The 26,571-nt window shown below is 67.7% G+C and carries 23 protein-coding genes and 1 pseudogene; 6 read left to right on the plus strand and 18 right to left on the minus strand.

Annotation, left to right across the window (positions count from 1 at the left end):
• The first annotated feature begins 33 nt into the window (after window positions 1–33).
• Window positions 34–354 carry a DUF2710 family protein gene (locus DQP57_RS07850; protein WP_112632445.1) on the plus strand — a complete coding sequence of 107 codons (321 nt, stop codon included), beginning with the start codon at window positions 34–36 and terminating at the stop codon, window positions 352–354.
• Window positions 355–422: 68 nt separating this feature from the next.
• On the opposite strand, the gene DQP57_RS07855 is transcribed toward DQP57_RS07850, so the two are convergent.
• On the minus strand, window positions 423–1,196 hold the full coding sequence (locus DQP57_RS07855) for a TIGR03084 family metal-binding protein (RefSeq protein ID WP_112632446.1): 774 nt from the start codon (window positions 1,194–1,196) through the stop codon (window positions 423–425).
• Between the two features lie 50 nt (window positions 1,197–1,246).
• Window positions 1,247–2,618, minus strand: a pseudogene (locus tag DQP57_RS07860) (MFS transporter).
• 58 nt (window positions 2,619–2,676) lie between these two features.
• Here DQP57_RS07860 and DQP57_RS07865 point away from each other — a divergent pair.
• Window positions 2,677–3,285 (plus strand): YqgE/AlgH family protein, encoded by a 609-nt coding sequence (locus DQP57_RS07865; RefSeq protein WP_112632448.1) that lies wholly within the window; start codon window positions 2,677–2,679, stop codon window positions 3,283–3,285.
• A gap of 22 nt (window positions 3,286–3,307) precedes the next feature.
• On the opposite strand, the gene DQP57_RS07870 is transcribed toward DQP57_RS07865, so the two are convergent.
• Window positions 3,308–3,649, minus strand: coding sequence for a hypothetical protein (locus DQP57_RS07870; RefSeq protein WP_112632449.1), 342 nt, complete (start codon window positions 3,647–3,649; stop codon window positions 3,308–3,310).
• Window positions 3,650–3,696: 47 nt separating this feature from the next.
• Entirely contained in the window at window positions 3,697–4,863 is a 1,167-nt protein-coding gene (locus tag DQP57_RS07875) for an LpqN/LpqT family lipoprotein (protein WP_112632527.1), read from the minus strand.
• Window positions 4,864–5,047: 184 nt separating this feature from the next.
• On the opposite strand from DQP57_RS07875, the gene leuS reads away from it, so the two are divergent.
• Window positions 5,048–7,957 carry a leucine--tRNA ligase gene (gene leuS / locus DQP57_RS07880; protein ID WP_112632450.1) on the plus strand — a complete coding sequence of 970 codons (2,910 nt, stop codon included), beginning with the start codon at window positions 5,048–5,050 and terminating at the stop codon, window positions 7,955–7,957.
• Here the strand turns inward: leuS and DQP57_RS07885 are convergent.
• The 14 genes from DQP57_RS07885 to DQP57_RS07950 all read right to left on the minus strand — a co-directional run bounded on the left by DQP57_RS07885 (window position 7,954) and on the right by DQP57_RS07950 (window position 21,688).
• Window positions 7,954–8,625, minus strand: coding sequence for an SDR family oxidoreductase (locus tag DQP57_RS07885; RefSeq protein WP_112632451.1), 672 nt, complete (start codon window positions 8,623–8,625; stop codon window positions 7,954–7,956). The two genes, leuS and DQP57_RS07885, sit on opposite strands and share 4 nt — an antisense overlap.
• 59 nt (window positions 8,626–8,684) lie before the next feature.
• Window positions 8,685–9,188 carry a MarR family winged helix-turn-helix transcriptional regulator gene (locus tag DQP57_RS07890; protein ID WP_066861711.1) on the minus strand — a complete coding sequence of 168 codons (504 nt, stop codon included), beginning with the start codon at window positions 9,186–9,188 and terminating at the stop codon, window positions 8,685–8,687.
• A gap of 65 nt (window positions 9,189–9,253) precedes the next feature.
• Window positions 9,254–10,003, minus strand: a complete 750-nt coding sequence (locus tag DQP57_RS07895; RefSeq protein ID WP_112632452.1) for an amino acid ABC transporter ATP-binding protein — start codon at window positions 10,001–10,003, stop codon at window positions 9,254–9,256.
• Window positions 10,000–11,814, minus strand: a complete 1,815-nt coding sequence (locus DQP57_RS07900) for an ABC transporter substrate-binding protein/permease (RefSeq protein WP_112632528.1) — start codon at window positions 11,812–11,814, stop codon at window positions 10,000–10,002. The genes DQP57_RS07895 and DQP57_RS07900 overlap by 4 nt, the downstream gene beginning before the upstream one ends.
• Window positions 11,815–11,863: 49 nt before the next feature.
• On the minus strand, window positions 11,864–12,604 hold the full coding sequence (locus DQP57_RS07905; protein ID WP_112632453.1) for a GntR family transcriptional regulator: 741 nt from the start codon (window positions 12,602–12,604) through the stop codon (window positions 11,864–11,866).
• 123 nt (window positions 12,605–12,727) lie between these two features.
• Complete coding sequence (locus tag DQP57_RS07910; protein ID WP_112632454.1) at window positions 12,728–13,540, minus strand: LLM class F420-dependent oxidoreductase; 813 nt, start codon at window positions 13,538–13,540, stop codon at window positions 12,728–12,730.
• A 15-nt stretch (window positions 13,541–13,555) separates the two neighbouring features.
• Entirely contained in the window at window positions 13,556–14,497 is a 942-nt protein-coding gene (locus DQP57_RS07915; RefSeq protein ID WP_112632455.1) for an alpha/beta fold hydrolase, read from the minus strand.
• On the minus strand, window positions 14,498–15,706 hold the full coding sequence (locus DQP57_RS07920; protein ID WP_112632456.1) for a DUF1214 domain-containing protein: 1,209 nt from the start codon (window positions 15,704–15,706) through the stop codon (window positions 14,498–14,500). It abuts the gene before it with no gap.
• Window positions 15,707–15,708: 2 nt separating this feature from the next.
• Window positions 15,709–16,512 (minus strand): sugar phosphate isomerase/epimerase family protein, encoded by an 804-nt coding sequence (locus DQP57_RS07925; protein WP_112632457.1) that lies wholly within the window; start codon window positions 16,510–16,512, stop codon window positions 15,709–15,711.
• A gap of 1 nt (window position 16,513) precedes the next feature.
• Window positions 16,514–17,683 (minus strand): sulfotransferase family protein, encoded by a 1,170-nt coding sequence (locus DQP57_RS07930; protein WP_112632458.1) that lies wholly within the window; start codon window positions 17,681–17,683, stop codon window positions 16,514–16,516.
• Window positions 17,680–18,807, minus strand: a complete 1,128-nt coding sequence (locus DQP57_RS07935) for an LLM class flavin-dependent oxidoreductase (protein ID WP_112632459.1) — start codon at window positions 18,805–18,807, stop codon at window positions 17,680–17,682. Before DQP57_RS07935 ends, DQP57_RS07930 begins: the two co-directional genes overlap by 4 nt.
• 142 nt (window positions 18,808–18,949) lie before the next feature.
• Entirely contained in the window at window positions 18,950–20,056 is a 1,107-nt protein-coding gene (locus DQP57_RS07940) for an inositol-3-phosphate synthase (RefSeq protein ID WP_112632460.1), read from the minus strand.
• Window positions 20,057–20,112: 56 nt separating this feature from the next.
• On the minus strand, window positions 20,113–20,655 hold the full coding sequence (locus tag DQP57_RS07945; protein ID WP_066861963.1) for a PadR family transcriptional regulator: 543 nt from the start codon (window positions 20,653–20,655) through the stop codon (window positions 20,113–20,115).
• 154 nt (window positions 20,656–20,809) lie between these two features.
• A complete protein-coding gene (locus DQP57_RS07950; RefSeq protein WP_112632461.1) occupies window positions 20,810–21,688 on the minus strand; it encodes a DUF1707 SHOCT-like domain-containing protein in 879 nt (292 codons plus the stop codon).
• Window positions 21,689–21,809: 121 nt separating this feature from the next.
• Here DQP57_RS07950 and DQP57_RS07955 point away from each other — a divergent pair, with 121 nt between their 5' ends.
• From DQP57_RS07955 to DQP57_RS07965, 3 genes are read left to right on the plus strand one after another with little or no spacing between them, the layout of a single operon-like run.
• Window positions 21,810–22,244 (plus strand): DUF5318 family protein, encoded by a 435-nt coding sequence (locus DQP57_RS07955; RefSeq protein WP_165821773.1) that lies wholly within the window; start codon window positions 21,810–21,812, stop codon window positions 22,242–22,244.
• The gene (locus tag DQP57_RS07960; RefSeq protein ID WP_165821774.1) at window positions 22,237–24,906 is read left to right on the plus strand and encodes a transglycosylase domain-containing protein; all 2,670 of its coding nucleotides are present in this window, start codon (window positions 22,237–22,239) and stop codon (window positions 24,904–24,906) included. The genes DQP57_RS07955 and DQP57_RS07960 overlap by 8 nt, the downstream gene beginning before the upstream one ends.
• Window positions 24,903–26,555: a glycosyltransferase family 87 protein gene (locus tag DQP57_RS07965; RefSeq protein WP_112632462.1), complete on the plus strand. Its 1,653-nt coding sequence runs from the start codon at window positions 24,903–24,905 to the stop codon at window positions 26,553–26,555. The genes DQP57_RS07960 and DQP57_RS07965 overlap by 4 nt, the downstream gene beginning before the upstream one ends.
• The last annotated feature ends 16 nt before the right edge of the window (window positions 26,556–26,571 follow it).

The following is a 26,571-nucleotide window of genomic DNA, read 5'->3' on the forward strand; positions in this document are numbered from 1 at the left end:
TTGACGCTGGTAGGAGGGCTAGACGATACTGTCATGGTGGCCGGTTCGGGCAGTCGCGCGAATCTCAGCGATAAGGATCTCGTCGAATCGGTTCTTCGGGAACTGAGCGAGGCGGCCGACAAGTGGGAAGCCCTTGTGGCCCAGGCCGAAGCCGTCACCTACAGCGTCGACCTGGGTGACGTCTATGCGGTCGCGAATTCCGACGGCCGGTTGCTCAAGCTGACGTTGCATCCCGGGGTGATGACCGGGTACGGCCACGGGGAGCTGGCCGAGAGGCTGAACCTCGCGATCACCGCACTGCGCGAGGAGGCCGAGGCGGAGAACCGGGCGAGTTACGGCGGTCCCCTGCACTGACACGCGTTACGCGCTCATCGCCCGGCGCTCGGCCTGATGGACGCCGGCTCTCTTCGCGCGTTATGCGCTCATCGCCCCGCGCCGGGAGGTCCCGCGAAGGCCTGAGCGATCTGCAACCAGCGCCGGGCGTCGTCGCCCTGGGCGGTGAGGTCGAGCGCGCTCAGCGGCCGCCGTTGGGTGACCAGGTAGCAGAAATCCTCGGCGGACCCACTGACCCGCTGCTCGGCCTCGGCCGGCCCCCACGACCAGGTGTCGCCGCCGGGTCCGCGCAGCTCGACCAGGAACGGCTCGGCCGGTGGCGCCAGATTGTTGACGGCAAAGGCGAAATCGCGGGTGCGCACCCCCAGGTGAGCGATCGAGCGCAGGCGTTCGGTCGCGGGCCGCGTCACGCCCAGCGCATCGGCGACGTCGAGGCCGTGCGCCCAGGTCTCCATCAGCCGCGCGGTGGCCATCGATGCGGCGCTCATCGGAGGGCCGAACCACGGAAGTTTGCGGCCGGCCGGCACCGCGAGCAGCTCCTCGTGCAGCCGTCTCCGGGTGATCCGCCAGTCGGCGAGCAGCTCGGCGGGCGTCAGGGCCGCCAGCTCTTCGGCGCCTTTGTCGACGAAGCCCGTCGGGTCCGCGGCGGCGCCCGCCAACACCTCGGCGAATCCGAGCTCATCGGTGACCGCGATCAGGGCGACCCGATCCGTCCACAGCAGGTGGCCGATCTGATGAGCGATGGTCCAGCCGGGCGCCGGGGTCGGATCGGCCCAGCGTTCGGGCGGCAACGGCGCCACCAACTCGTCGAGGGCGTCGCTTTCGGCACGCAGGTCGTCGACCATGGGTGCGGGACCGGTCATCGGAGCCCGCGACTCTCGGGTGCGGCCGTCGGACAAAGCACGTCTGTACTTTAGCGATCGTTCGCCGGCTCGCCGCGGCGCCCGATGACGCCGTGCACGGCCAGGCCGACCAGGTAGAGCACCGAGCCGAACAGCGCGAACGCGGGCGCGTGCCCATCATCGGGAATCAGGATGCCGGCCACCGTAATGGAAACGATGAACGCGACCCAGAACAGCGCGTCCTGCACGGCGAACACGTGCCCGCGAAGGGCGTCATCGACGTCCATCTGGATCGCGGTGTCGGCGCAAAGCTTGACCACCTGCCCGCTGATGCCGAGCAAAAAGCCGCAGGCGACCATCACCGGAAGCAGCAGTTTGGCGCCGGCGACCTCGATGATCGCCGACGCCGCCAATGCGCCGTTGGCAGTCGCATAGCGCCCCCACCGGCGGATGGCGGGTGGTGTCAGGACGTTGGCTACAAAGGCGCCCAGCCCCGCCGCGCCGAAGAACACCAAGGCTGTGCCGAATCCCCCGCCCTTGAGGTTGGGCATGTGATGGACCAGCAACAAGACCAGCAGCGAGTTGATCCCGACGACCATCCGGTGGGCGGCCAAGCCCGACAGGGTGGCGGCGACCGTGGGACGTTGCGCCACCGTGCGCACACCGTGCAGCCAGCCGGTGATCACCGCGTAGATGACCGGCCCGTGGATCGCCCGCCAGGTGTCGTCGGGGCCCAGGACGCGGGCACCGAACCGCCACGACAACAGCAAGGCGATCGACACGGGAACCGCGGTGATGAACACGATCGCCGAGGCACCCTTGTCGCTGGCGCCGAAGATGAACCGGGGCACCAGCATGAAGTTTGCGCCGAAAAACGCCGCGATGGCCCCGGACGCGGTGGCGACCGAGTTCATCGTCACCACCTGCTTGCGCGGCACCACGTGCGGCAGCGACGCCGACAGGCCCGACCCGACGAACCGCGCCAAACCGTTGGCGAACAGCGCACCCAGCAACAGCGGCAGGTCACCGGCGCGCAGCGCCAGGATGGTGCCGATCGCCGCGATCAGGATCAGCCGGCCCACGTTGGCGCCGACCAGCACCAGCCGCCGATCCCACCGATCCATCAGCGCGCCGGCGAACGGTCCCAACAGCGAATACGGCAGGAACAGAACCGCGAAGGCGCGCGCGATGGACAAGGGATCCGCGGCCCGGTCCGGGTTGAACAGCAGCGCCCCGGCCAGCGCCGCCTGAAACAAGCCGTCGCCGAACTGGCTCGCCACGCGCACCTCAAGCAGCCGCCAGAAATCTGGCAAACCGCGCACCGACCGCCAAACCTCGACGGGTGCGCTGGACTGCATCCGGGTGGGGATCACCGAAACCGACTTCCAGGGTTGGGTTGGAAAAGCTCGCGCGCGAAAGGGCGGTCCCAACAACAGTACAAATCTCCGCGGCCTTGCCCCGCGATTGCCCTGGGCCACGATGCACCGGATGCGATGATGGTGTGGTGCCCCCGCAGGACGATCCAGAGGACTACGTAGCACCCGCCGCGCAACGGGTGCGCGCGGGCACCTTGCTGCTCGCCAACACCGATCTTCTCGAACCGACGTTTCGGCGCAGCGTGATCTACATCGTCGAACACAACGACGGAGGCACGCTCGGTGTCGTGCTCAACCGCTCCAGCGAAACCGCGGTCTACAACGTGTTGCCGCAGTGGACCAAGCTGTCGGCCAAGCCGAAGACGATGTTCATCGGAGGACCGGTGAAGCGTGACGCCGCGCTGTGTCTGGCGACGCTGCGCGTCGGCGCCGATCCCCACGACGTGCCGGGCTTGCGGCACGTGGACGGCCGAGTGGTCATGGTTGATTTGGACGCCGACCCCGACCTGATCGCGCCGTTGGTCGAAGGGGTGCGGATCTTCGCGGGCTACTCGGGCTGGACCATCGGTCAGCTCGAAGGCGAAATCGAACGCGACGACTGGATTGTGTTGTCCGCCTTGCCATCCGACGTCCTGGTCGGACCGAGGTCGGACCTGTGGGGCCAGGTCCTGCGCCGCCAGCCGCTGCCGCTGTCGCTGCTCGCCACCCACCCCATCGACATCAGCCGCAACTAGGGGCTCTCCCCCAGGTTTCGGGTCAGGGGCACGATTGCGTGCAGCCCGCGCAGCTGCCGGCGCAGGCGGGCGCCGCCGCTTCCTGACGCAGCGCGAAGCGTGCGCTCTGCCAGGAGCCCGCGGCCAGCGTTCCCAGCGCGCCCATCACACACACGATGAGCACCACCAGCGCGGTGTCCGGGACGGCGGCCATGGCGACCGCGCCGCCGGCGGCCAACATCACCGCGGCCGCCAACTGGGTCGGCGCCATCGCGCGCAGCGCCAACGCAGTGGCACCGACATTGTGATTGTGCGCCAGCGACCAGGTGCCGAACCCCGCCGAGGCCACCGCCGCACACATGCACAGCACGCCCGCAATCAGCATGGGGTCACAATACGAGCCGGGTGACCGGCCCGCGAACCCGGCCGTCGTCAGTGCTGCAGGAACGAGAAGTTCGGCAGCGGGGGCAGGCCCGGCACCATGGCCAACAGGCTGGGGGCGTGCTGCTGGGTCTGCGCGGGCAGCCCGACCGGCGCCGCCGGCGCGGTCTGGGCGAGCGGTACCAGCGGAGTCGCGCCGGGTGCCGGGGCAACCGGAACCACGGGAGCGGCAACCGGCGCCGGGGCAACCGGAACCACGGGAGCAGCAACCGGCGCCGGGGCGATCGGTGCCACCGGAGCAGCAACCGGCGCCGGGGCGATCGGGGCGGCCACGGGCGCCTGGGCCGGCAATCCCACCGGCGCGGCGGCGGGCGCCTGGGCCGGAGCCGGCGTGGTCGCCCCCGGGGCGCTGACCCGGAAGCCGTTGATGATGGCGTCGGTGGCCGGTGCGTCGGCGACGCTGACCGCACGATCCGTGGTCACGGCCAGCGACACGAGGTACTTGTCGTGTCCCGACGTCGCGATGACGTGGCGGCGCGACGTGTTGAGCGTCAAGTCACCGTCGCGGTAGGTGCCCTCGACGATCGACGACGGGAAGCCGCCGAAATCGGCCATCGCTGCGTTGGTGGGCTGCCACGCCGGAAGCTTCTGGCTGTCGACGTAACCGTGGGTGATGGCCTCCTTCGGATCGAAGGCGCCGACCAGCTTGTACACCACGACCTGCGCGTTTGACGAATAGATACTGCTGCCCTGCCGGTCGGCGATCACCGCGAACGCGTCCGGCACGTTGGGATCGGGCACCTGCGTCCAGCGCGCCGGCACGGGCAAGGTGATGTCGAGCGCCTTGAAGCCCTGCGGCTTCTGCGGCTCGAACTTCACGCCCTTCGACTGCAGGAATTCGCGGATCGTTCCGGACGTCGCGGGAGCCGGAACCGGCGCCGCCGGGGTGACCGCCGCGGGCACCGTCGTCCCAGGCGTCGCGGCGGTGGCCGGCGGGGTGATCTGGTTGCCGGCCGGCGGGGCCGCGAGGTACCTGCTCGGCGGCACCAGCTCGGGCCCAAGGTTCTGCGGTGCCGGCGCGGGAACCGCGGGGACGGGCGCCGGTGCTGGAGGCAACGGGTCAGCCGATGCCGTGCCGCCCGCAACAACCGACAGGCCCATCAGGCCAGCGACCATACCGCCGAGGAGTGCCCGGTGGACGGGGACGATCTCAATCATCTGCGTCGGTCCTTCCAATGGCTCAGTACCAGAAGCCGTCGATAGGGGCTGACTGTAACTAGAGGTCAAAGGCGGTGAATAGGCTCGAAATACACCTGGGATGAACCTCTGATCGCCGCGCAACGGAACCGAGACCAACCTGTGGCCGGCGAACTCGCCGTGTCGGCCCTTATACCCTGTTCAGGTGACCGACTCCCCGACCACGTCGCCGGCGAGCAGCCCCGGCGCCGCTACGCCCGACTCCGACGCGCCGCCATATCGCTACACCGCGGCGCTGGCGGGTCGTATCGAGGGCGCGTGGCAGGAGAACTGGGCGAAGCTCGGCACCTTCAACGTGCCCAACCCGGTCGGTTCGCTGGCCCCGGAAGACGGGTCGCCGGTTCCGGACGACAAGTTGTTCGTACAGGACATGTTCCCCTACCCGTCAGGGGAGGGTCTGCACGTCGGCCACCCGCTCGGTTACATCGCGACGGATGTCTACGCCCGCTATTTCCGGATGACCGGCCGTAACGTGTTGCACGCGTTGGGGTTCGACGCCTTCGGGCTGCCGGCCGAGCAGTACGCGGTGCAGACGGGGACCCACCCGCGCACCCGGACCGAGGCCAACGTGGTGAACTTCCGGCGCCAGCTGGGACGCCTGGGCCTCGGCCACGACAGCAGGCGCAGCTTCTCCACCACCGATGTCGAGTTCTACAAGTGGACTCAGTGGATCTTCCTGCAGATCTACAACGCCTGGTTCGACACCGCCGCCAACAAGGCCCGCCCCATCGCGGAGCTGATCGCCGAATTCGATTCCGGCGTCCGCGGCCTCGAGGACGGCCGGGACTGGGCCGGGCTGTCGGCGGGGGAGCGGGCCGACGTGATCGACGGCCACCGGCTGGTCTACCGGGCCGACTCGATGGTGAATTGGTGTCCCGGTCTGGGCACCGTGCTGGCCAACGAAGAGGTCACCGCCGACGGCCGCAGCGACCGCGGCAACTTCCCGGTGTTCCGGAAACGGTTGCGGCAGTGGATGATGCGAATCACCGCCTACTCCGATCGGCTGCTCGACGACCTCGAGGTGCTGGATTGGCCGGAGCCGGTCAAGACCATGCAGCGCAACTGGATCGGCCGGTCCACCGGGGCCAAAGCGCTGTTCGCGGCGACCAAGTCCAATGGCGAGGCGGTCGATATCGAGGTGTTCACCACCCGGCCCGACACGCTGTTCGGCGCCACCTATTTGGTGCTGGCCCCGGAGCACGACCTGGTCGACGAGCTGGTCGCCGCCTCCTGGCCGGAAGGCACCGACCCACGCTGGACGTATGGGGCCGCGACACCCGCAGCTGCCGTCGCCGCGTACCGGCAGGCGATCGCGTCGAAGTCCGACCTCGAGCGCCAGGAGAGCAAGGCGAAGACCGGCGTCTTCTTGGGCAGTTACGCCGCCAACCCCACCAACGGGAAACCGGTGCCGATCTTCATCGCCGACTACGTGTTGGCCGGGTACGGAACCGGGGCCATCATGGCGGTTCCCGGCCACGACCAGCGTGACTGGGACTTCGCCCACGAGTTCGGCCTGCCGGTCGTGGAAGTGATTGCCGGCGGCGATATTTCGGAGGCCGCCTATGCCGGCGACGGGGTGCTGGTCAACTCCGGCTACCTCGACGGGCTGGATGTGGCCGCGGCCAAGGAGAAGATCACCGCCCGCCTGGAAGCCGAGGGACGCGGCCGGGCGCGCGTCGAATTCAAGTTGCGCGACTGGCTTTTCGCGCGCCAGCGGTACTGGGGTGAACCGTTCCCCATCGTCTACGACACCGACGGGCGTGCGCATGCACTCGACGAGGCGGCACTGCCGGTCGAGCTGCCCGACGTGCCGGATTACTCGCCCGTGCTCTTCGATCCCGATGACGCCGACAGCGAGCCCTCGCCGCCGCTGGCCAAGGCCACCGACTGGGTGCACGTCGAACTGGATCTGGGTGACGGCCTCAAGCCCTATCACCGGGACACCAACGTGATGCCGCAGTGGGCCGGCAGCTCCTGGTACGAACTGCGCTACACCGATCCGCACAACTCGGAACGGTTCGCCGCCTTGGAAAACGAGGCCTATTGGATGGGTCCACGCCCGGCTGAGCATGGGCCGCGGGACCCGGGCGGGGTGGACCTGTACGTCGGCGGCGCCGAACATGCCGTGCTGCACCTGCTGTATGCGCGCTTCTGGCACAAGGTCTTATACGACCTGGGCCACGTCAGCTCACGGGAGCCCTACCGCCGGCTGGTCAACCAGGGCTACATCCAGGCCTTCGCCTACACCGACGCGCGCGGGTCGTACGTGCCGGCCGAAGAAGTGGTCGAGCGGGACGGCCGATTCTTCTGGCCGGGGCCCGGGGGAGAGGTCGAAGTCTTCCAGGAGTTCGGCAAAATCGGTAAGAGCCTGAAGAATTCGATCTCACCCGACGAGATCTGCGACGACTACGGCGCCGACACCCTGCGGGTCTACGAGATGTCGATGGGGCCGCTGGAGGCCTCCCGCCCCTGGGCCACCAAGGACGTCGTCGGAGCCCACCGCTTCCTGCAGCGCGTGTGGCGGTTGGTCATCGACGAGCAGACCGGTGACACCCGCGTGGTCGACGGGCCCGCCCAGGAGCTGGCCGCCGGCACGCTGCGAGCGCTGCATCGCACCATCGCCGGGGTCGCGGAAGACTATGCGGCACTGCGGAATAACACCGCTGCGGCCAAACTGATCGAATACACCAACCACCTCACCAAGGAGCACCGCGACGCGGTGCCCCGCGCGGCGGTCGAGCCGCTGGTGTTGATGCTGGCCCCGCTGGCCCCGCATATGGCCGAGGAGCTGTGGCTGCGGCTAGGCCACGAGACCCCGCTGGCGCACGGTCCGTTCCCGGTTGCCGATCCCGCTTACCTGGTCGAGGACACGGTGGAGTACCCGGTGCAGGTGAACGGCAAGGTCCGCGGACGAGTGGTGGTGGCCGCCGATGCCGATCAGGACACGCTGAAGGCTGCAGCCCTCGCCGATGAAAAAGTTCAGGCGTTCTTGGCGGGAGCCAACCCGCGCAAGGTGATCGTGGTCCCCGGCCGGCTGGTCAACCTGGTCGTCTAGCGCCCGGTGGGTCGCAGCACCAGCTCGTGGACGTGGCCATCGGGCGGGGTGGTCACCGCATGGGCGACCGCTGCCGCGACGGTTTCGGGCTTCAAGAAGTTGGCGGGGTCATAGGTGCCGCCCTCGAACTCGACGAGTTCGCGCTGCATGTCGCTGTCGGTGCGACCCGGATAGATCGTCGTCACCCGCAGCTCCGGTTCGTCGCCGCGTAGCGAGTCCGCGAAGGCGCGCAGCGCGAACTTGCTGGCCGAATAGGAAGCCATGCCCCGCGACGCGTTGCGCCCAGCGCCGGAGTTGATGAACACCACCTGGCCGCGGGCCCGGCGCAGCGCGGGCAGCAGCGCCAGCGTAAGTTCGACCGGCCCAAAGACGTTCACGGCGAAGGTGGCCCGCCACTCGTCGATGTCCGAGTCGGCGACGCTGCCGGGTATGGCCAATCCCGCGTTGTGCACCAGCACGTCGAGCTCGTCCACGACTTCGCAGGCGGCCTCGATGTCGCCGGAGTCGGTGAGGTCCAGCGGAAATGTGGTGGCGCCGAGCCGCTCTGCGACCGCGTCGAGCCGATCGGATGGCCGGCCGGCCAGTAGCAGGGTGTGGGTGGGGGCCAGCGCCGCGGCGATGGCCGAACCGATACCGCCGCCGGCGCCGGTGATGAGTGCATTGGGCATGCCCGGCAGTTTACCCACAGCGTGGAGCGCGGGCTAAAGCTGTTGCAGCAGCGGCCTTTTCAGGCTTCCTTCCGCGCGGGCGGCACCCCCGCGGGTCCGGACGTCGGATCACCGGAGGCCAGCCGTTCCAGGGGCGCCAGCGCCTGCATCAGGGTGTTGAGGTCCGACGTCGGCAGCTGGCTCAGCATCGCGGCCAGGGAAGCGCGGCGATTGGCCAGCGACTCACCGTGCACGGCCCGCCCCCGCGGCGTGATGTCCACGAGCACCGCACGAAGATCGGACGGGTCGCGGGACCGCTTGACCAGTCCGATCTTTTCGAGACGGCGGATCGCGACGGTCGTGGTGGGGGTGCGCACCCGTTCGTGTGCGGCGAGATCGGTCATCCGGATCGGGCCCTGGTCGAGCAAGGTGACCAGGATCGACAATTGCGCCAGGGTCAGCTCCCCGGCCGCCGCACCGCTGGGGTCGCCCCGGCGCAGAATCGCAAACAATTTGGACAGCGCTCGGTGCAAACCCTCGGCGAGCTCGGCTACCTCGGCCGGGTTCGTTTCGCTGTCCGCCATAAATCGGGAGTCTATCCCGATATGAGGTGCTTACAAGGGAGCTATTGCCCACCAGTTGTTGCAGATCAAAGGACTTGGGACAAAAACCGCTGCAGCCGTTGGGTCTCGGCCGCATCGAATATCTGCTCGGGAGGCCCCGATTCCACAACCTTGCCGTGATCCATAAACACGACGGCGTCGGACGCCGACCGTGCGAATCCCATTTCGTGGGTTACCACAACCATTGTCATGCCGTCGGCGCCGAGATCGGCAATGAGTTGCAGTATTCCCTTGACCATTTCGGGATCCAGCGCGGAGGTTGCCTCGTCGAAAAACATCACCTGTGGTGCCATCGCCAACGCGCGCGCGATCGCGACCCGCTGTTGTTGACCACCCGACAGCATGCCGGGGCGGGCAGCGGCCTTGTGTTTCAGGCCAACTCGGTCCAGCTGTGCCATCGCCAGGTCGCGGGCCTCGTCCGCGGGCAGCCGGCGTAACTTGCGCGGCGCCATCACCACGTTGTCCAGGACGCTGCGGTGCGGGAACAGGTTGAAATGCTGGAACACCATGCCGATCCGCTGGCGGAGCTCGTTGGGATCGTCGCGCAGCACCGATCTGCCGTCCAGCAGAATGTCGCCGCTGTCAGGCTCATACAGGCGGTTCAGCGTGCGCAGCAGGGTCGACTTGCCCGAGCCGGACGGCCCGATGATCGCCACGGTGCTGCCGGCGGGTGCCTCGATGTCGACACCGCGCAGCACCTTGCTCCCGCCCAGAGTTTGGTGAACCTCTTTGGCCGCCAGCGAGACTGACGCACGCCGGTGAATGGCGGAGGTCACGTGATCTCCTGGCCGAACGTCGTCGCGAGCATGTCGGCCTCGTCGTCGGGCGCGGCGGCGCGCCGGCCGCGACGGAGCCGGGTGTCGATGTAATTGACCAAATGCGTGAGCGGAATGGTCAATAGCAGGTAAAAGAGGCCGGCTGCCACCAACGGCGAAAGGCTGCCGGTTTGGGCGTTGAGGTCCCGTCCCACTTGGAACAGTTCTCGCTGGTCGGCGATCAGGCCCAGGAAGTACACCAGCGCGGACGCCTTCAGCAGGCCGATGGCCTGATTGACCAGGGCGGGCAAAACGCGTCGGATCCCCTGCGGCACCACCACCAGCCGCATCGCGGTGACATAGCTGAAGCCCAGTGCCCGGGACGCTTCCAGTTGTCCGGGGTCGACGCTTTGAATTCCCGAGCGCAGGATCTCGCCGATGTAGGCGGCGGCCATCAATCCGAGTGCGGCGATGCCGAGCGGGTACGGGTTCTTATTGGTCAGGCCGCTCACCAGTGGGCCGACCCCCATCCCGATGAGCAGGATGATCACCACCTCGGGCAGGCCTCGGAAGATGTCGGTGTACACCCGAGCGGGCCAGCGCAGCCAGCGCCGGTGCGAGATTCCGGCCATTGCCAGCACCATGCCGAGCGCCAGGCCGATCACGAGGGCGCTGTTGGTCAGGATCAGCGTGTTGGGCAACCCGGTGGCGAACAACATCGGGATGGCTTGTCGGTACATGTCCCAGTCGAAGAAGGAATCACTCAGCTGGGCCAATGCTGATTTCGGCGCGGGCGGCCCCGCCGGTGACCGGTGCTGTTTCGCGATCGCGGCGAAGTCCGGCAACCTGGGCATGGGCGCGGCTTTGGAACCGGGTTTCCAGCCGGGCGGCAGCGACCTTGGCACCCACTGGCTGTACAGGTGCGCCCAGGTGCCGTCGGCGATGACGGCGTCCAGCCCGGAATTGAGTGCGTCGATCAACGGCTTGTTGCCCTGCGCGACCGCATACGCCACGAAATTGCCTGGGCTGTAGGTGTTCGCGGCGACCACCGCCGGATCACCGGGGCGAATGACGGTCGCCGCCAGGGTGCCCGGCGCCACCCACGCATCGATCTGGCGGGTCTTGAGGCTGGCGTACAGGGTGGCGAAGCCCGGGTACTTCACCGGTTGCAGGTGCAAGACGTCGACGACGTAGGACTCCTCGACGGTTCCTTGCACGACGCCGATGCGCTGGCCGGCCGCGAGGTCGCTGAATTTGTGGATGGCCGAACCTGGCGGTACCACCAGCGAATAGAAGCCGAAGTCGTAGCCGTTGGTGAACGACACCGTGCGCCGGCGGGCGTCGGTGGCTTTCACCGCCGCCGAACCGACGTCGAAGCGCCGCGACGCCACCTGGGCCAGCAGCGCGGAGAAGTCGGTGCTCACGAAGCGGACCTGCAGACCCAGCTTGTCGGCGATGGCGCGCAGCAATTGGTTGTCGAAGCCGCTGAATTCGCCGGTGGGGTTGATGCAGATGTTGGGCGGGGCGTCCGACAGCGTGCCGACCGTCAGCACTCCGGGCACCCCCAGGCCCAGGGCGCCGGGGTCGACCGCGCCGAGCGGCTCGACCGACGCCGTCGTGTCGCGGTCGTCCTCACCGGTGGTCGGGTTGTCCGTCACGTCCTTGGGCAGGGTCCGCGCGCTGTCCACCCCGGCCGGCGCGCATTGATTCCAGTCCGCGGCCGCGGGCGCCATCGGCCCGCCCAGCGCGAGGCCGCAGACCATGAGGACTGTCGCGGCCAGGGCGGAGGCCCTTCCGCGGCGCTTGGTGTGCCGGCCCACGCGCAAACTCATCAGTGTCACCGTAACGACTGAACGGCGACGCGGCCCGGTCAGCGTCGATTCACAGCACCAGCGATGGTTCGCCGCAGATCGTGCTGGCGTCGGCGATGACCTGCAGCGCGCCGGGAACCACCCGGCTGACGTCGTCGGGCGGGGTGAAGACCCGCCGCCGGAACAATTCGGCAAGCATGGTCTGGGCCATCAGATAGGAGCGGTCGACGCACGCCGTCCGCGCGGCGTCGGGGTCGCGACGGTGTATCGCCGCGGTCTCGTCCTCGTAGAACGGCAGCATCTCGTCGCGGCCGCCCTGATAGGTCGTCCAGAACAGCCGGGGGATGAGGTTCTGCGAGGCGCGAATCGTGGCGTGCAGGCGCGGTCCGGCGTACTCGTCGTTGACGGTGCGCCGATATTCGGCCGCGAGGTCGGTGAAGGCGCGTGAATCCTTGGCGGTGCGCAGCGAACGCAGGAGCGAATCCAGCTGTCCGAGGATCCGCGGCGTCGGATTCGTGGCCGCGCGAGCGGAGGCAATCCCATTGAGCAGTCCGTCGAGCTCATGATGCTCGAGGACGGTGGCTTCATCGAACCGCTCGACGAAGGCGCCCCGGTGGTAACGGGTCGACACGATGCCGTCGTGTTCGAGTTGGACCAGCGCCTCTTGAATGGGCACCCGGCTGACTCCCAAACCCAGCGCAATTTCGTTGCGGTCGACGCGGTCCCCACTGCGCAGCTTTCCGGTCAACAACAGGTGGAGGATGTGCGAAACAACCAGGTCCTTTTCTTTGACCCCGTATTTCTTCGGCATCTTTTTGTTTGAGTCTCTTTCACACCGGGTTCGGCCATCTAGCGGTGAGAGTTTCTCATGAATTGACGCGCGTGTTTCGGTGTTTGGGCGGATGAACCTGAGTCGAATGTGGCGCGCGCGGTTTTAACGGGTATTGCGCCACTTGCACAGTGCTTCGGCGGAGGTCAGGTCGTAGTCCGGACCATTGACGCCGACGGTCAGCAGCGTGACGCCCAGAGCGGCCAGGCCTTCGGCGTTGGCGAGCAAGCCGTCGAGGCCCTCGCCGCGGCGCACACCGCTGTTGTCCTCGACACCGGCCGACCGCTCGATGGTGGACGGGTCACGCCCCACGGCCGCGCAATGTTCTTCCAGCACGGCGGCGGCGGCCGGATAGGTGTCGACGGTGGTGAAGCCGTGCCAGATGTCACCGTATTCGGCGACCATCCGCAGGGTCTTTCGCGGGCCCTTGCCCCCGATGAGGATCGGGATGTGACGGGTGGGAGCGGGGTTCAGTTTGGTCAGCCGACTTTGGATCCGGGGCAATGCGGTCGCCAGGTCATCCAGGCGGCTGCCCGCGGTGCCGAATTCGTAGCCGTACTCGTCGTAGTCCTTTTGTTTCCAACCCGATCCGATGCCGAGGATGAGGCGGCCGTCGGAAATGTGGTCGACGGTGCGGGCCATATCGGCCAGCAACTCCGGATTCCGATAGGAGTTGCAGGTCACCAGCGCACCGACCTGAATGTGCGACGTCTGCTCGGCCCAGGCGGCGAGCATCGTCCAGCATTCGAAATGCGCGCCGTCGGGGTCGCCGTAGAGCGGGAAGAAGTGGTCCCAGTTGAAGGCGATGTCGACGCCGATGTCCTCGCAGCGGCGCACCGCGTCGCGGATCTGGGCGTACTGCGGAGCGTGTTGCGGCTGTAGCTGGACACCGATGCGGATCGGGAACTCGGAGGTCATGGCACCACCGTAGGCTCAGCGCCCGTCGAGCACCCCGCGCAGGATGTCGATCAGCGCGCGGGGCTGGTCACTTTGCACGGAGTGTCCCGAATTCTGTACGACGTGCGCCGACCGGAAATGCCTTGCGCGACGGCCCAGCTCGGCCGCGTCCTCGTCGTTGACGAATCCCGACGAGCCGCCGCGCACCAGGGTCACGGGCGCGGCCAAGGCGTCGACGTCGTCCCACAGGCCGGCGAAGTCGGGGAAGGTGCGGATGGCGTCGTAGCGCCACGTCCAGTTGCCGTTCTCCAGCTTGCGCGAGTTGTGGAACACCCCGCGGCGCAGGGCCTTCACCTCGCGGTGCGGCGCGGCGGCGACCGTGAGGTCGAGCATGGCCTGAAAGCTGGGGAACTCACGTTCCCCGTGCATCAGCGCCACGGTGCCCTGCTGCTCCTTGGTCATCTCGGAATGCCGTTGCAGCGCCGACGGCGTGACGTCGATCAGCACGAGCTCATCGACCAGCTCGGGCGCCACCGCGCCCACCCGGATCGCGGTCAACCCGCCCAGCGACATGCTGACGACCAGGTCCGCGGACGCGGCGTGCTCGCGCAGGATCGGCACCAGGGCGTCGGCATTGCGCTGCGGTGAATAGTCACCGTCCTCGCGCCAGGCGGAATGGCCGTGGCCGGGAAGGTCGACCGCCAGCGCGGGCTCGCCAAGGCCGACGACGATGGTGTCCCACGTGTGTGCGTTCTGACCGCCACCGTGCAGGAACACGATGCGCGGCGCGGTGCTGCCCCAGCGCAGCGCGCTGATCTTGGCCTCGCCCGTGCCGGACTCGACCCGCTCGCCGTCGGGCAGTGGGCCCGAGACCCCGGCCTGCTCGGCATTTTCGGACAGCAGCGCGAATTCGGAAAGCCCGGCCAGTTCGTCTTCGGAGATCTCGGTCACGATCTTTGACCCTAGACCCGCCACCATCTACAGGACATGACGGCGGCGAATGCCGTGAAAGCGTTCCCACATCGCGGCGGCGCGCTCCGACGCGCTCACCATGGCGGTGTCTGCGGGCAGCGCGTCGAGAAGGTCGTCGTGCGCGACCACCCGGGTGCCCAGCACGGCGGGTTCGCCCTCGAGCATGTGGCGATAGGTCAGGTTGCCGCGTTCGAAGCCCTGGGTGTCCAGCCAGTTGTGCACGCCGGGATCACGGTGAGCCATGACCAGACGGATCCGGCCGTCGCGGTCGACCGTGGTGCGGCTCGGCGTGTAGCTCACCGGGCGGTACAGATAGTCCATGCTGTTGAAGAAGACGCCCATGTTGGTGAACATCCATAGCCCGTCGTGGGCGTCGAATTCGACGATCAGCGCCTCGTCGCTCGCCAGCTCCCAATACATGTTGGCGGCGGCACGCCCGCGCTTGCCGTCGGCGTCGCTCGCTCCGACGCGCGGGAACGTGTTCGGGTGCTCGGCGTCGACGCCGCGGTAGTTGAAGGGGTATTCGGGCCAGTCGGACATCAGGCCGGTCACGAAATCACCGGCCCAGCCCATCGCCTCGACCATGTCGGCGGGGGTGGGCAAGGGCTTGGGGGAGTCCATGTCGATGCGTTCGATGCGCAGCTGCGCCGGAGATTCATCCCAGCGGTCAAAACCCTGCCGGATGAACAGCTTTCGCGACTCGAGCGTGGTGGGCAACCAGTTCGGCGCGCGCTGGGGGCCCCCGATGTAGAGCTCGAATTGACCGTCGTTGCCGATGTCGAGCTGATGGCCGAGCAGATTGGTCTGCGGGGTGTCGCCGAACGGTTCGTGCAACACGCCCGGCCCGGCTGCGCGCCGGCCTTGGACGGTGACGTTGAAAAAGCGCGAGGTGCCGCGGGTGCCGGTGAGCCGGTAGGTCGAGTGCCCGTCGATCCAGGCTTGTTGATAGGTGAAGTCGGCGCAGTCCCCGCCGAGTTTGCGGGTGGGACCGCAAAAGGCGTGTAGCACCGGGTATCTGGTGTTGCGGGTTTCGAGGGCCAGATCGAAGGCCTGGCCGAGGTTCTGGGTGAGGAAGCGGTAGGCGTCGACGCGCTGCAGCGCGGCCGCGGGGTTGGCGTCTTTGAAGACGCGTTCACCCGCGCGCTGCAGCCGGGCGCAGAAGTCGGTCCATGCCGATTGCAGCGCCGCGTCGTCGGATCCGTCGCCGAAACCCATTGTCAGGCACCCAATCTGTGCAGCATCGTGCCCACGACGTCGCACGCGCGCCGCGCGGCGCGCAAGCGGCCCTCGGCTTCGATGCGGGGACCAATCAGTTCGAGGTCGAATCCATGCGCGTAGCCGCCGGCCAGCGCCTGGGCGACGAACGCTTCGAGCGGAATAGCGCCGTCGCCGGGCACCGCGCGACCCGGGAGCGCGCGGTCGCCCAGCACATAGTCGCTGAGCTGAATGAGCTCGGTTCGTGGCAATGCCCGCCGCACCATCGCTTCGAAATCGCCCTCCGCCCAGCAGTGGAACAGCTCGATGCAGACGCCGAGCCCGCTCATCTCGGCCAGTGCGATGGTATCGCGCAGGGTGTGGGCGAGATGGATGTCGGCGTAGAGGCTGGACGCGTTCTCGATCGCCAGCGCCACACCCGCCCGCTGCGCGTGCTCCACGCAGGGCGCGATCATGGCGCAGAAGCGATCGGCCGCCTGCGGCCACGTCAGCGCGCCCCGACCGCCCGTGAGCAGGTAGACCACGCGCGCGCCCACCGTCGCCGCGGCGTCGATGACCGACAGCAGCGCGTCCCGCGCCGCCTGCGGGTCGGCGTCGAGCCGGCCGCCGCCGAAGGTGTGGCATACGGCCTCGACGGTGTAGTCGTTGCGCTGCAGGAGTTTTGGGAAGGCCGGATCGAGCACCTGGCTGTCTAGGATGCTCAGTCGCGAGACCCCCAGCGCCGTCCAGTGGTTCTCGAGCGCGGTCAGCGGCTCGCCGTAGAAGGTGACGTTGTGCACCGACAGCCGTTTGTGCGCAGCCGCCACGTCAGCCTCGGTTCTCGATCTCGACGCCGAATCGCTCACGGAAGGGCCGGAATTCGGCGTGCAGCGCATCGAGGTCTTCGCCGATGTCGGTCAGCAACTGCGTGGAGTAGCGGAATTTGCCGTAGCGGTCGCCGCGGTTGTTGGCAAGGTAGTCGCGCATGGCGGATTCGGCTTCGGGCGTGACTTCGCGGCCGGCGAAGGCGTAATACCGCCGGACCGTCGCCACCTGATCGGCGATGAAATCGGTGTAGCGGACGTGCAGAATGCGTGGGTCATCGACCAGGGGGTTGCGCATGGTGTTGGCGACGCTGGCGCGGGTGAGCTCCAGATGCATCTTCGCCAAGGCGTGCAGGTCGACGGGACCGACCATGCCCTCGGCGATGTCGGCCATCATCATGGTGCGCGACGCGGCGACCTGAACCGGGTCGCGGTGCAACCAGACGAGGGTGGCGTCGGGATAGGTGTCGAACGTCTCCTGGAGGCGGAATCCGTGGAAACCCTTGAGCACCCAGTACTTTCGTGGGCGGCCGTATTGCATCTGTTGCAGCATGGCCTTGTGTAATCGGTATTGTGCGGCCGGGTCGGTGGCCAGACCGCCGACCAGCGACTGCATCGGCACGCGCCACCAGGCGGTGGGGGTCATCACCCGAAAGTCGAACGCCCAGGTGCGTTCGTCTTCGGGCAGGCCGTCGCCCAGCATGTCGTTGTAGGGGTGGCTGTGCAGCCATTTCGGCATCTTGGCGTTGATCTCCCGCCAGTCGGCGTCGGCGCGCGCGCGGCGGTCGTCATCGGGCGCGGCTAGACCCGGCGGCGGGGACGGGTACATCACCTCCCAGAACCGCAGCGCCCGGGCGTGCGGGTCCACCGACATCAGGGCATGCATAAGCGTTGTCCCCGAACGGGGTTCGCCGGTGACGAACATCGGCGACTCGATCACTTCGGCGCCGATCGGGTAGCGGTTGCGGTCCTCGATCAGTTCCAACCGTGACGTCAGCAGCCAGCGACACACCTGCGCGGCTTCGAAACGTCCGTCGGCGTCCAAGCCGAGACTGTTCAGGTGGTCGACGGCGACGGCGAAACGCTCCGGCAAGGTGGGATCGCCGTAGTCGCGCAGCCCGGTATCCGCCTCGGCGGCGGCGAGCATCTCCGCGGCGTCCAAACGTGGTGTCACGCCGGACCTCCGCATAGCCGCACCAGTTCATCCTCGGCCGCCAGGACGTTCGCGGTCGAAGCCTGCGCGTATCTCAATCCGGCCATGGCGCCGTAGTCGAGTATTTTCGGTACGCGCAGGCCGGCGTCCACATAGGTCTTGACGATCTTGGCGACCTGTTTGGGTGTGCCATGGGGTACGACGGCCAGCACCATCTCGGGCCGCACGTTGTCCAGGAATTCCACGATCCGCTCTCGGGTCAGTACGGCGGGGTCGATATCCTGGAATCCCCGCCAGCTGTCGCCCATGGGGTGTTCAAAGCCGAAGTCGTGCAACGTTTTTGCGGACACCTGCAGTAGAAAGGCCTTGACGAGCGGTGCCTGCAGGATCTCGGCGAGGGCGTCGTCGTCCGCACCGATCAGGCAAACCTGGATGAAGCAGGGGGTGATCGCCAGCGGATCGCGGTCGGCGCGCTCGGCGGATTTTCGCACCGCGGCCAGCATCTGGGCGTAGTGCTCGGGGGTCCACGCACCCGCCGGCCACCACCCGTCGGCATACCGGCCCGCGATGTCGAGCATCCGCGGGCCGCTGGCGCCGATCCAGATCGGAGGTATGCGGCCCGCATAGGGTTCGGTGTCCAATCGGGCATGGTGCAGCGTGTAGAACTGGCCCGCGAAGTCGACCGGGCCGTCGCTGCTCCACAGCAGCCGGATCACCGCTAGCGCTTCCTCGAATCGGCTGACCGAACGCGAAAAGTCGAAGCCGTAGGGCAGCGTGTTCTCACTCTCGCCGCTGCCCAGTCCGAGGATGAAGCGGCCCTTGGCGAGGTGATCGATGGTCAGCGCCGTCTGCGCGAGCATGGCGGGATGACGGCGCACCGTGTCGACGACGGCGCTGACCAACGGGACCCGTTCGGTCAGCACGGCGGCCGCGGCCGCCACCGCGAGCCCGTCGAGGTGGCGGTGCGGCGAGGGGGAAGCCGTCGCCAGTTCGGTGAACTCGGGCGTCCAGATCGAGTCGGGCCAGAAGCTGACCATGTGATCGGGCAGCCAGATCGAGTGGTACCGGCCGCTGTCGAGGTCCGCGAGGCGGGACAGTTCGAGGGGAAGCGTGGTGCGGAGGAACGCCGCGGGTTGAACGGTCATCGAGACATGATGCTAAGCAGCTGCACAGCATCGTGTCGATGGTTTGGCCCCTAACGGCCGCGAGCGTAACGCGGTGGCGGATTCTCGAGGTGAAAATCGCCGTGGCGTTACGCTCGCGACACGGGTGGTGCGCCGAAGGGCCTTAGCCCGAAATGATGAATTCTTCGAGCTGAGCGCGCGCGATGTCGTCGGGCAGCTGCTTGGGCGGGCTCTTCATCAGGTACGCCGACGCCGGGATCACCGGGCCGCCGATGCCGCGGTCCTTGGCGATCTTGGCCGCGCGCACCGCGTCGATGATGACGCCCGCGGAGTTCGGCGAGTCCCAGACCTCGAGCTTGTACTCCAGGTTCAGCGGCACATCACCGAAGGCGCGGCCCTCGAGCCGCACGTAGGCCCACTTGCGGTCGTCGAGCCAGCCGACGTGATCGGACGGGCCGATGTGCACGTCTTTGGTCTTGAACTCGCGCTGCAGGTTGGAGGTCACGGCCTGCGTCTTGGAGATCTTCTTGGACTCCAGCCGCTCACGCTCGAGCATGTTGAGGAAGTCCATGTTGCCGCCGACGTTGAGCTGCATGGTGCGGTCGAGCTGCACGCCGCGGTCCTCGAACAGCTTGGCCATCACGCGGTGGGTGATGGTGGCGCCGACCTGGCTCTTGATGTCGTCGCCGACGATCGGGACACCGGCGTCGGCGAACTTCTTGGCCCACACCGGGTCGGAGGCGATGAACACGGGCAGCGCGTTGACGAAAGCCACGCCCGCGTCGATGGCGCACTGGGCGTAGAACTTGTCGGCCTCTTCGGAGCCCACCGGCAGGTAGGACACCAACACGTCCACGTTGGCCTCGCGCAGCGCCTGCACCACATCGACGGGCTCGACGTCGGACACCTCGATGGTGTCGGCGTAGTACTTGCCGATGCCGTCGAGCGTCGGACCGCGCTGCACCGTCACGTTGGTGGGCGGCACGTCGGCGATCTTGATGGTGTTGTTCTCCGACGCGAAGATCGCCTCGGACAGGTCGAAGCCGACCTTCTTGGCGTCCACGTCGAACGCGGCGACGAACTTCACGTCGCGGACGTGGTACTGGCCGAACTTCACGTGCATCAAGCCGGGCACGGTGCTGTTCGCGTCGGCGTCGTAGTAGTACTGCACGCCCTGAACCAGCGAAGACGCGCAGTTACCGACGCCGACAATGGCGACTCGTACCTCCGACTGCGCCTCTGCCGCCTTCGGCGGTTGGTTCTCACTCATATGGGCGTTCTCCTAACCTCTAACCTCTGACTGGGATGCTGGGTTCGTGCAGGGGTTTACGTTTGCTCGGAGAGGCCGGGCATAGCCCGCTCCGCAGCAATGAGCTCGTTGAGCCACTTGACTTCGCGCTCACTGGACTCGAGCCCCAATTGATGAAGCTGACGGGTGTAGCGGTCGAACGAGCTACTGGCCCGCGCAACGGCTTCACGCAGACCTTCCCGCCGTTCCTCGACCTGACGGCGGCGGCCCTCCAGAATGCGCATGCGCGCCTCTGCCGGAGTCCGGTTGAAGAAGGCCAGGTGTACCCCGAAGCCGTCGTCGGTGTAGTTGTGGGGACCGGTGTCGGCCACCAGCTCACCGAAGCGCCGGCGGCCTTCGTCGGTCAGCTGGTAGACCCGCCGGGCCCGCCGGACCGGCGTCCCGGCCGGCGCTGCGTCCTCGGCGATCAACCCGTCTGCCTGCATGCGACGCAGGGCCGGGTAGAGCGAACCGTACGAAAACGCCCGGAACGCACCGAGTAAACCGGTCAGCCGTTTGCGCAACTCGTAGCCGTGCATCGGCGATTCGATCAGCAGACCCAGGATGGCGAGCTCTAGCAACCGAATCACCTCCCTGAAAGTTTTGCGTCTGGTTACGACGGTTCGACGCCTCGCGCAATCGTATCGTCTCGATATATTAGCCACAACACCACCGGCTGTTGGTTTGTCGTTCGTCACAAAGCAGGGGTGATGAAATGCGCCGGGGGACCCGTCTTTACGTGGGCAGACTCATCTGCTTGACGGTCCCGTCACCCGTGAACGAGATGTAGCCGCCGCCGTAATCGCTGGAGACATACAGCGACAGGGAGAGGGCCCCCGGTGTGGTCGGGTCGGTCGCCGGCTCGACGATCAGGTACGTGGTTTTCACGTCGGAGGGCTTCATCCGCAGCGTCTGCGGGGCGCCGCGCATGATGGCGACCGTCTTCGTGACGTCGAATTTGCTCAGGTCGACCGGGGCGGGACCGTCCGAGGAGCTCCTGGCCGAGCTGGACGGATCGCCCCAGCCGCCGCGGTAGGTGTAGGCCAGCACCCGGCGGTCGTCGGCGGGGTCCGGCCGGTCCAATGCGGCGTAGGTCGGGTAGATCACCAACCGGTAGCCGATGGTGTCCCCGAATCGTGTGCGCATCTGCTCGAGCAGCCCGGTCAGTCCGCCAACCGAATGCAGCTGCGTGGGCGGCGTCAACACCACGGCGCTGACTCCGTCGGGTTTGGCTCCCGGGTCGGTCGTGAAGTCCAGCGGCGAGCGCGTGTTGCCGTATAGGCCCCACCCGATCCCCACGCCGAGTAGTACCGACACCACGAAGGCGGCGGCCGGCACTGCCCACCCGCTTACCCGCGGCACCTTGGGCCGTGAGTCAAGGGCTGGCAGCTGCCGCCCCGAGTTGCTTTGCAGGTCGTTCACCAGGGCATGCAAGTCGCCCAATGTGACCGCCTTGGTGGCCGCGCTGATCCTCTCCCGGTGTTCCTCCGCGGAGAGCTCGCCGTCGGCCAGGGTGGCGTCGAGGACCGTGCAGGTGTCCTGGCGGTCGGTGTCCTTGGCGCGGGTAGTCGTGGTCACCCCGCCGGCCAGCGGTGCCCCGAGCCATTTCGCCACCGGGATGATCGTAGAAGTCCGGTGTCGGTTTGGCGCAGAAATCACCGTCGATCGCCCGGCACGGACCGCCACGGTTTCGGTTGCGTATCACCGCTCGGGATGGCGACGTACTCTGGTGGGCGTGCGACTGCAGCGACAAGTGGTGGATTACGCGCTTCGGCGGCGCTCACTGCTGGCCGAGGTGTACTCCGGCCGCACCGGTGTGTCCGAGGTGTGCGACGCGAACCCGTATCTGCTGCGCGCCGCCAAGTTTCACGGGAAACCGAGCCAGGTCGTGTGCCCCATCTGCCGCAAGGAGCAGCTGACACTGGTGTCGTGGGTGTTCGGCGAACACCTGGGTGCGGTGTCGGGCTCGGCCCGCACGGCCGAAGAATTGGTGATGCTGGCAACCCGGTTCGAGGAGTTCGCGGTCCACGTGGTGGAGGTGTGCCGGACCTGCAGCTGGAATCATCTCGTGAAGTCCTACGTGCTCGGCGCGGCGCGCACGGCACCTCCGCCCAGGGGGACCGGCCGCACGCGGACGGCGCGCAACAACGCCCGCACGGCCATTGAATAACGAAGGACGCCACAGCCAGTCGTCCGGTGACCAACGTGGGCCAGCGACTGAGCATGTAGGCAATCAGAGCCCCAACGAGCGTCCGGACCCTAACCGTCCGGACGCCGGTCCGCCGGATCCTGCGCGCCCGAGCGCCCCGCCCGGCTCCAACCGTCGCCGTCAGGCACCGCCCGACGACCGACTGACCACGATCCTGCCGGCCGTGCACGACGACCGGGCGCCTCGACGTTCCGATCCCATCGAAGAAGTCAAGGCGGCGCTGGCAGGCCCGCCCTCCACGCCCTTGCGGCGCGACGCGCTCGACGAGGTGAAGGCCGCGCTGGACAGCCGGGGGCCGACCTCGGGCCGGCAAGAGCGGGCAAGCCTCGGCGGTGGTCCGCCCGCCGGACCGCCCCCGCCGGGACGGCGCGGCGGCCCGGGTGGACCCGGCGGTCCCGGCGGCCGGCCCCTCCCGCCATGGCGAGACTGGACCTGGACCGACCAGATCAACTGGCTGTGGGTGCGGCGCGCCGCCTATTTGTGCGCGGCGGTACTGGTGCTCTTGCCGATCGTCACGTTCGCGATGGCTTACTTCATCGTCGACATTCCCAAGCCGGGTGACCTTCGCACCAACCAGGTGTCGACCATCCTGGCCAGCGACGGCTCGGAGATCGCCAAAATCATTCCGCCCGAAGGCAATCGGGTCGACGTCAACATCAGCCAAGTTCCGGTGCATGTGCGCCAGGCGGTGATCGCCGCCGAGGACCGCAACTTCTACTCGAATCCTGGTTTCGATTTCGCCGGTTTCGTGCGCGCGGTGAACAACAACCTCTTCGGCAGCGGCGACCTGCAGGGCGGGTCGACCATCACCCAGCAGTACGTGAAGAACGCGCTGGTGGGCTCGGCCCAGCACGGCGTCAGCGGCCTGATGCGCAAGGCCAAGGAATTGGTCATCGCCACCAAGATGTCGGGGGAGTGGTCGAAAGACGATGTCCTGCAGGCCTATCTGAACATCATCTACTTCGGCCGGGGCGCGTACGGAATTTCGGCCGCCGCCAAGGCCTACTTCAACAAGCCCGTCGAACAGTTGACGGTCTCCGAGGGCGCGCTGCTGGCGGCGCTCATCCGGCGGCCGTCGACGCTGGACCCGGCGGTCGATGCTCAGGGCGCCCGCGCCCGTTGGGCGTGGGTGCTCGACGGCATGGTGGAGACCAAGGCGCTGTCGCCCAATGACCGTTCCGCGCAGGTATTCCCACCGACCGTGCCACCGGATCAGGCGCGGGCGCAGAACCAGACGACCGGGCCCAACGGGCTGATCGAGCGTCAGGTGACCAAAGAGCTCATGGAACTGTTCAACATCGACGAGCGGACCCTGAACACCCAGGGTCTGCAGGTCACCACCACCATCGATCCAAAGGCCCAGCAGGCCGCGGAGAAGGCGGTGTCGAAGTACCTCGACGGCCAGGATCCCGATATGCGCTCGGCCGCGGTCTCGGTCGACCCGCACGACGGCGCCATCCGCGCCTACTTCGGCGGCACCGACGCCAACGGGTTCGACTTCGCTCAGGCCGGGCTGCAGACCGGGTCGTCGTTCAAGGTGTTCGCGCTGGTGGCCGCGCTCGAGCAGGGCATCGGGCTGGGTTATCAGGTCGACAGCTCCCCATTGACGGTCGATGGCATCAAGATCACCAACGTGGAGGGTGAAAGCTGCGGCACTTGCAACCTCGCCCAGGCGCTCAAGATGTCGCTGAACACCTCTTACTACCGGTTGATGCTCAAGCTCAAAGGCGGACCGCAGGCCGTCGCCGACGCCGCGCACCAAGCCGGCGTCGCGACCAGCTTCCCCGGCGTGGCCCACACCCTCTCCGAGGATGGCAAGGGCGGACCACCGAACAACGGAATCGTGCTGGGCCAGTATCAAACCCGGGTGTTCGACATGGCCTCTGCCTACGCCACGCTCGCGGCCTCCGGCGTCTATCACCGCCCGCACTTCGTGCAGAAGGTCGTCAACTCCGACGGCCAGGTCCTCTTCGACGCCGCCAACTCAGACGACAAGAACGAGCAGCGCATCCCCAAGGCCGTCGCCGACAACGTCACCGCGGCCATGGTGCCGATCGCCGCCTATTCCCGCGGCCACGCCCTGGCCGGGGGCAGGCCGTCGGCCGCCAAGACCGGCACCACCCAGCTCGGTGACACCACCTCGAACAAGGACGCCTGGATGGTCGGCTACACGCCGTCGCTGTCGACCGCGGTGTGGGTGGGCACGGCCAAGGGCGACAGCCCGCTGGTAACGGCCTCGGGCGCACCGGTTTACGGATCGGGGCTGCCATCGGATATCTGGAAGGCGACGATGGACGGCGCCCTCCAGGGCACCTCCAACGAGTCCTTCCCCAAGCCGACCGAGATCGGCGGTTACGCGGGTGTGCCCGTCGCGCCGCCCCCGCCCCCGCCGCCATCGGAGACCGTCATCCAGCCCACCATCGAAGTGGCGCCCGGCATCACCATCCCCGTCGGGCCGCCCACCACGATCACGGTGGCGCCACCGGCACCCGGCGGCGGCCCGCCGGGTGGTCCCGAGCCGGGCGGTCCGGCGGGGGGTCCGTTTGGTGGCCCGCCGGGTGGTGGCCCGCCGGGTGGTGGCGTCCCGCCGGGTGGACCCCAAGCACCGCCACCGCCGCCGTGACCGACGCCGGGGAGCACGGCGCCACCACTTCACCGCAGCGGCTGGCCGCGGATCTGCGGAGCGCCGACAACCGAGATTGCCCGAGCCGCAACGACTTCCTGGGCGCCGCACTCGCCGACGTCGTGGGTGGCCCGGTGGGCTGGCATGCGCTGATCGGTCGCTCCCGGCTGATGACCCCGCTGCGGGTGATGTTCCTGATCGCGCTGGTCTTCCTGGCGTTGGGGTGGTCGACCAAGGCGGCGTGCCTGCAAAGCACCGGCACCGGAACCGCCGATCAGCGGGTGGCCAACTGGGACAACCAACGCGCCTACTACGAGCTGTGTTACTCCGACACCGTGCCGCTGTACGGTGCAGAGTTGTTGAGCCAGGGCAAGTTTCCGTACAAGTCGAGCTGGGTCGAGACCGATTCCACTGGCGCCCAACAGATCCGGTACGACGGCCAGCCCGCGGTGCGCTACATGGAGTATCCGGTGCTGACCGGGATCTATCAGTACGTATCGATGGCGCTGGCCAAGACCTACACCGCGCTGAGCAAGCTCGCGCCGCTGCCCGTGGTCGCCGAAGTGGTGATGTTCTTCAACGTCGCCGCCTTCGGGCTGGCGCTGGCCTGGCTGGCCACCGTCTGGGCGAGCGCTGGCCTGGCGGGGCGACGGATCTGGGATGCCGCACTGGTGGCGGGTTCGCCCATTTTGATTTTTCAGATCTTCACCAATTTCGACGCGCTGGCAACGGCATTCGCGATGGCCGGCCTGCTGGCCTGGGCGCGACGAAAGCCGATGCTGGCGGGCGTGCTGATCGGACTAGGTGCCGCGGCGAAGCTGTACCCGTTGCTGTTCCTGGGCCCGATGCTGCTGCTGGGAATCCGGACCGGGCGGCTGCGCGCGTGGGTCCGCACCGCCGTGGCGACCATAGTGACCTGGCTGGTGGTGAACCTGCCGGTGCTGGTGTTCTTTCCGCGCGGGTGGTCGGAGTTCTTCCGGCTCAACACGCGGCGCGGCGACGACATGGACTCGCTGTACAACGTCATCAAGTCGTTCACCGGATGGCGGGGCTTCGACCCCAAACTCGGATTCTGGCAGCCGCCGACGGTGCTCAACACCGTTGTCGCCGCGCTGTTCCTGGCGTGTTGTGTGGCAATTGCCTTCGTCGCGTTGACCGCCCCGCAGCGGCCACGGGTGACGCAGCTGGTGTTTTTGGTGGTCGCGGCGTTCCTGCTGACCAACAAGGTATGGAGCCCCCAGTTCTCGCTGTGGCTGGTGCCGCTGGCGGTGCTCGCCTTGCCCCACCGCCGGCTGCTGCTGGCGTGGATGACCATCGATGCGCTGGTCTGGGTGCCGCGGATGTATTACCTGTACGGCAACCCCAACCGCTCCCTGCCCGAACAGTTCTTCACCACCACCGTGCTGCTACGCGATATCGCGGTGATCATGTTGTGCGCCTTGGTGATTCGTCAGATCTACCGGCCCGGTGAGGACTTGGTGCGTTGGGGCGGACGGGTCGACGATCCCGCGGGCGGACCGTTTGACCGCGCACCGGACGCCCCGCCCGGTTGGTTGCCCGACTGGCTGCGGCCCGCGGGGTTGCGCCGCGCGGCCGCACCGGCCGAGCGGGCTGACGAGCAGGCCCCAGTGACAAGCGGCGCGCCATGATCCGCGCCGATGACGA

The organism is Mycobacterium colombiense (genome assembly GCF_003284935.1).
Lineage (GTDB): Bacteria > Actinomycetota > Actinomycetes > Mycobacteriales > Mycobacteriaceae > Mycobacterium > Mycobacterium arosiense_A.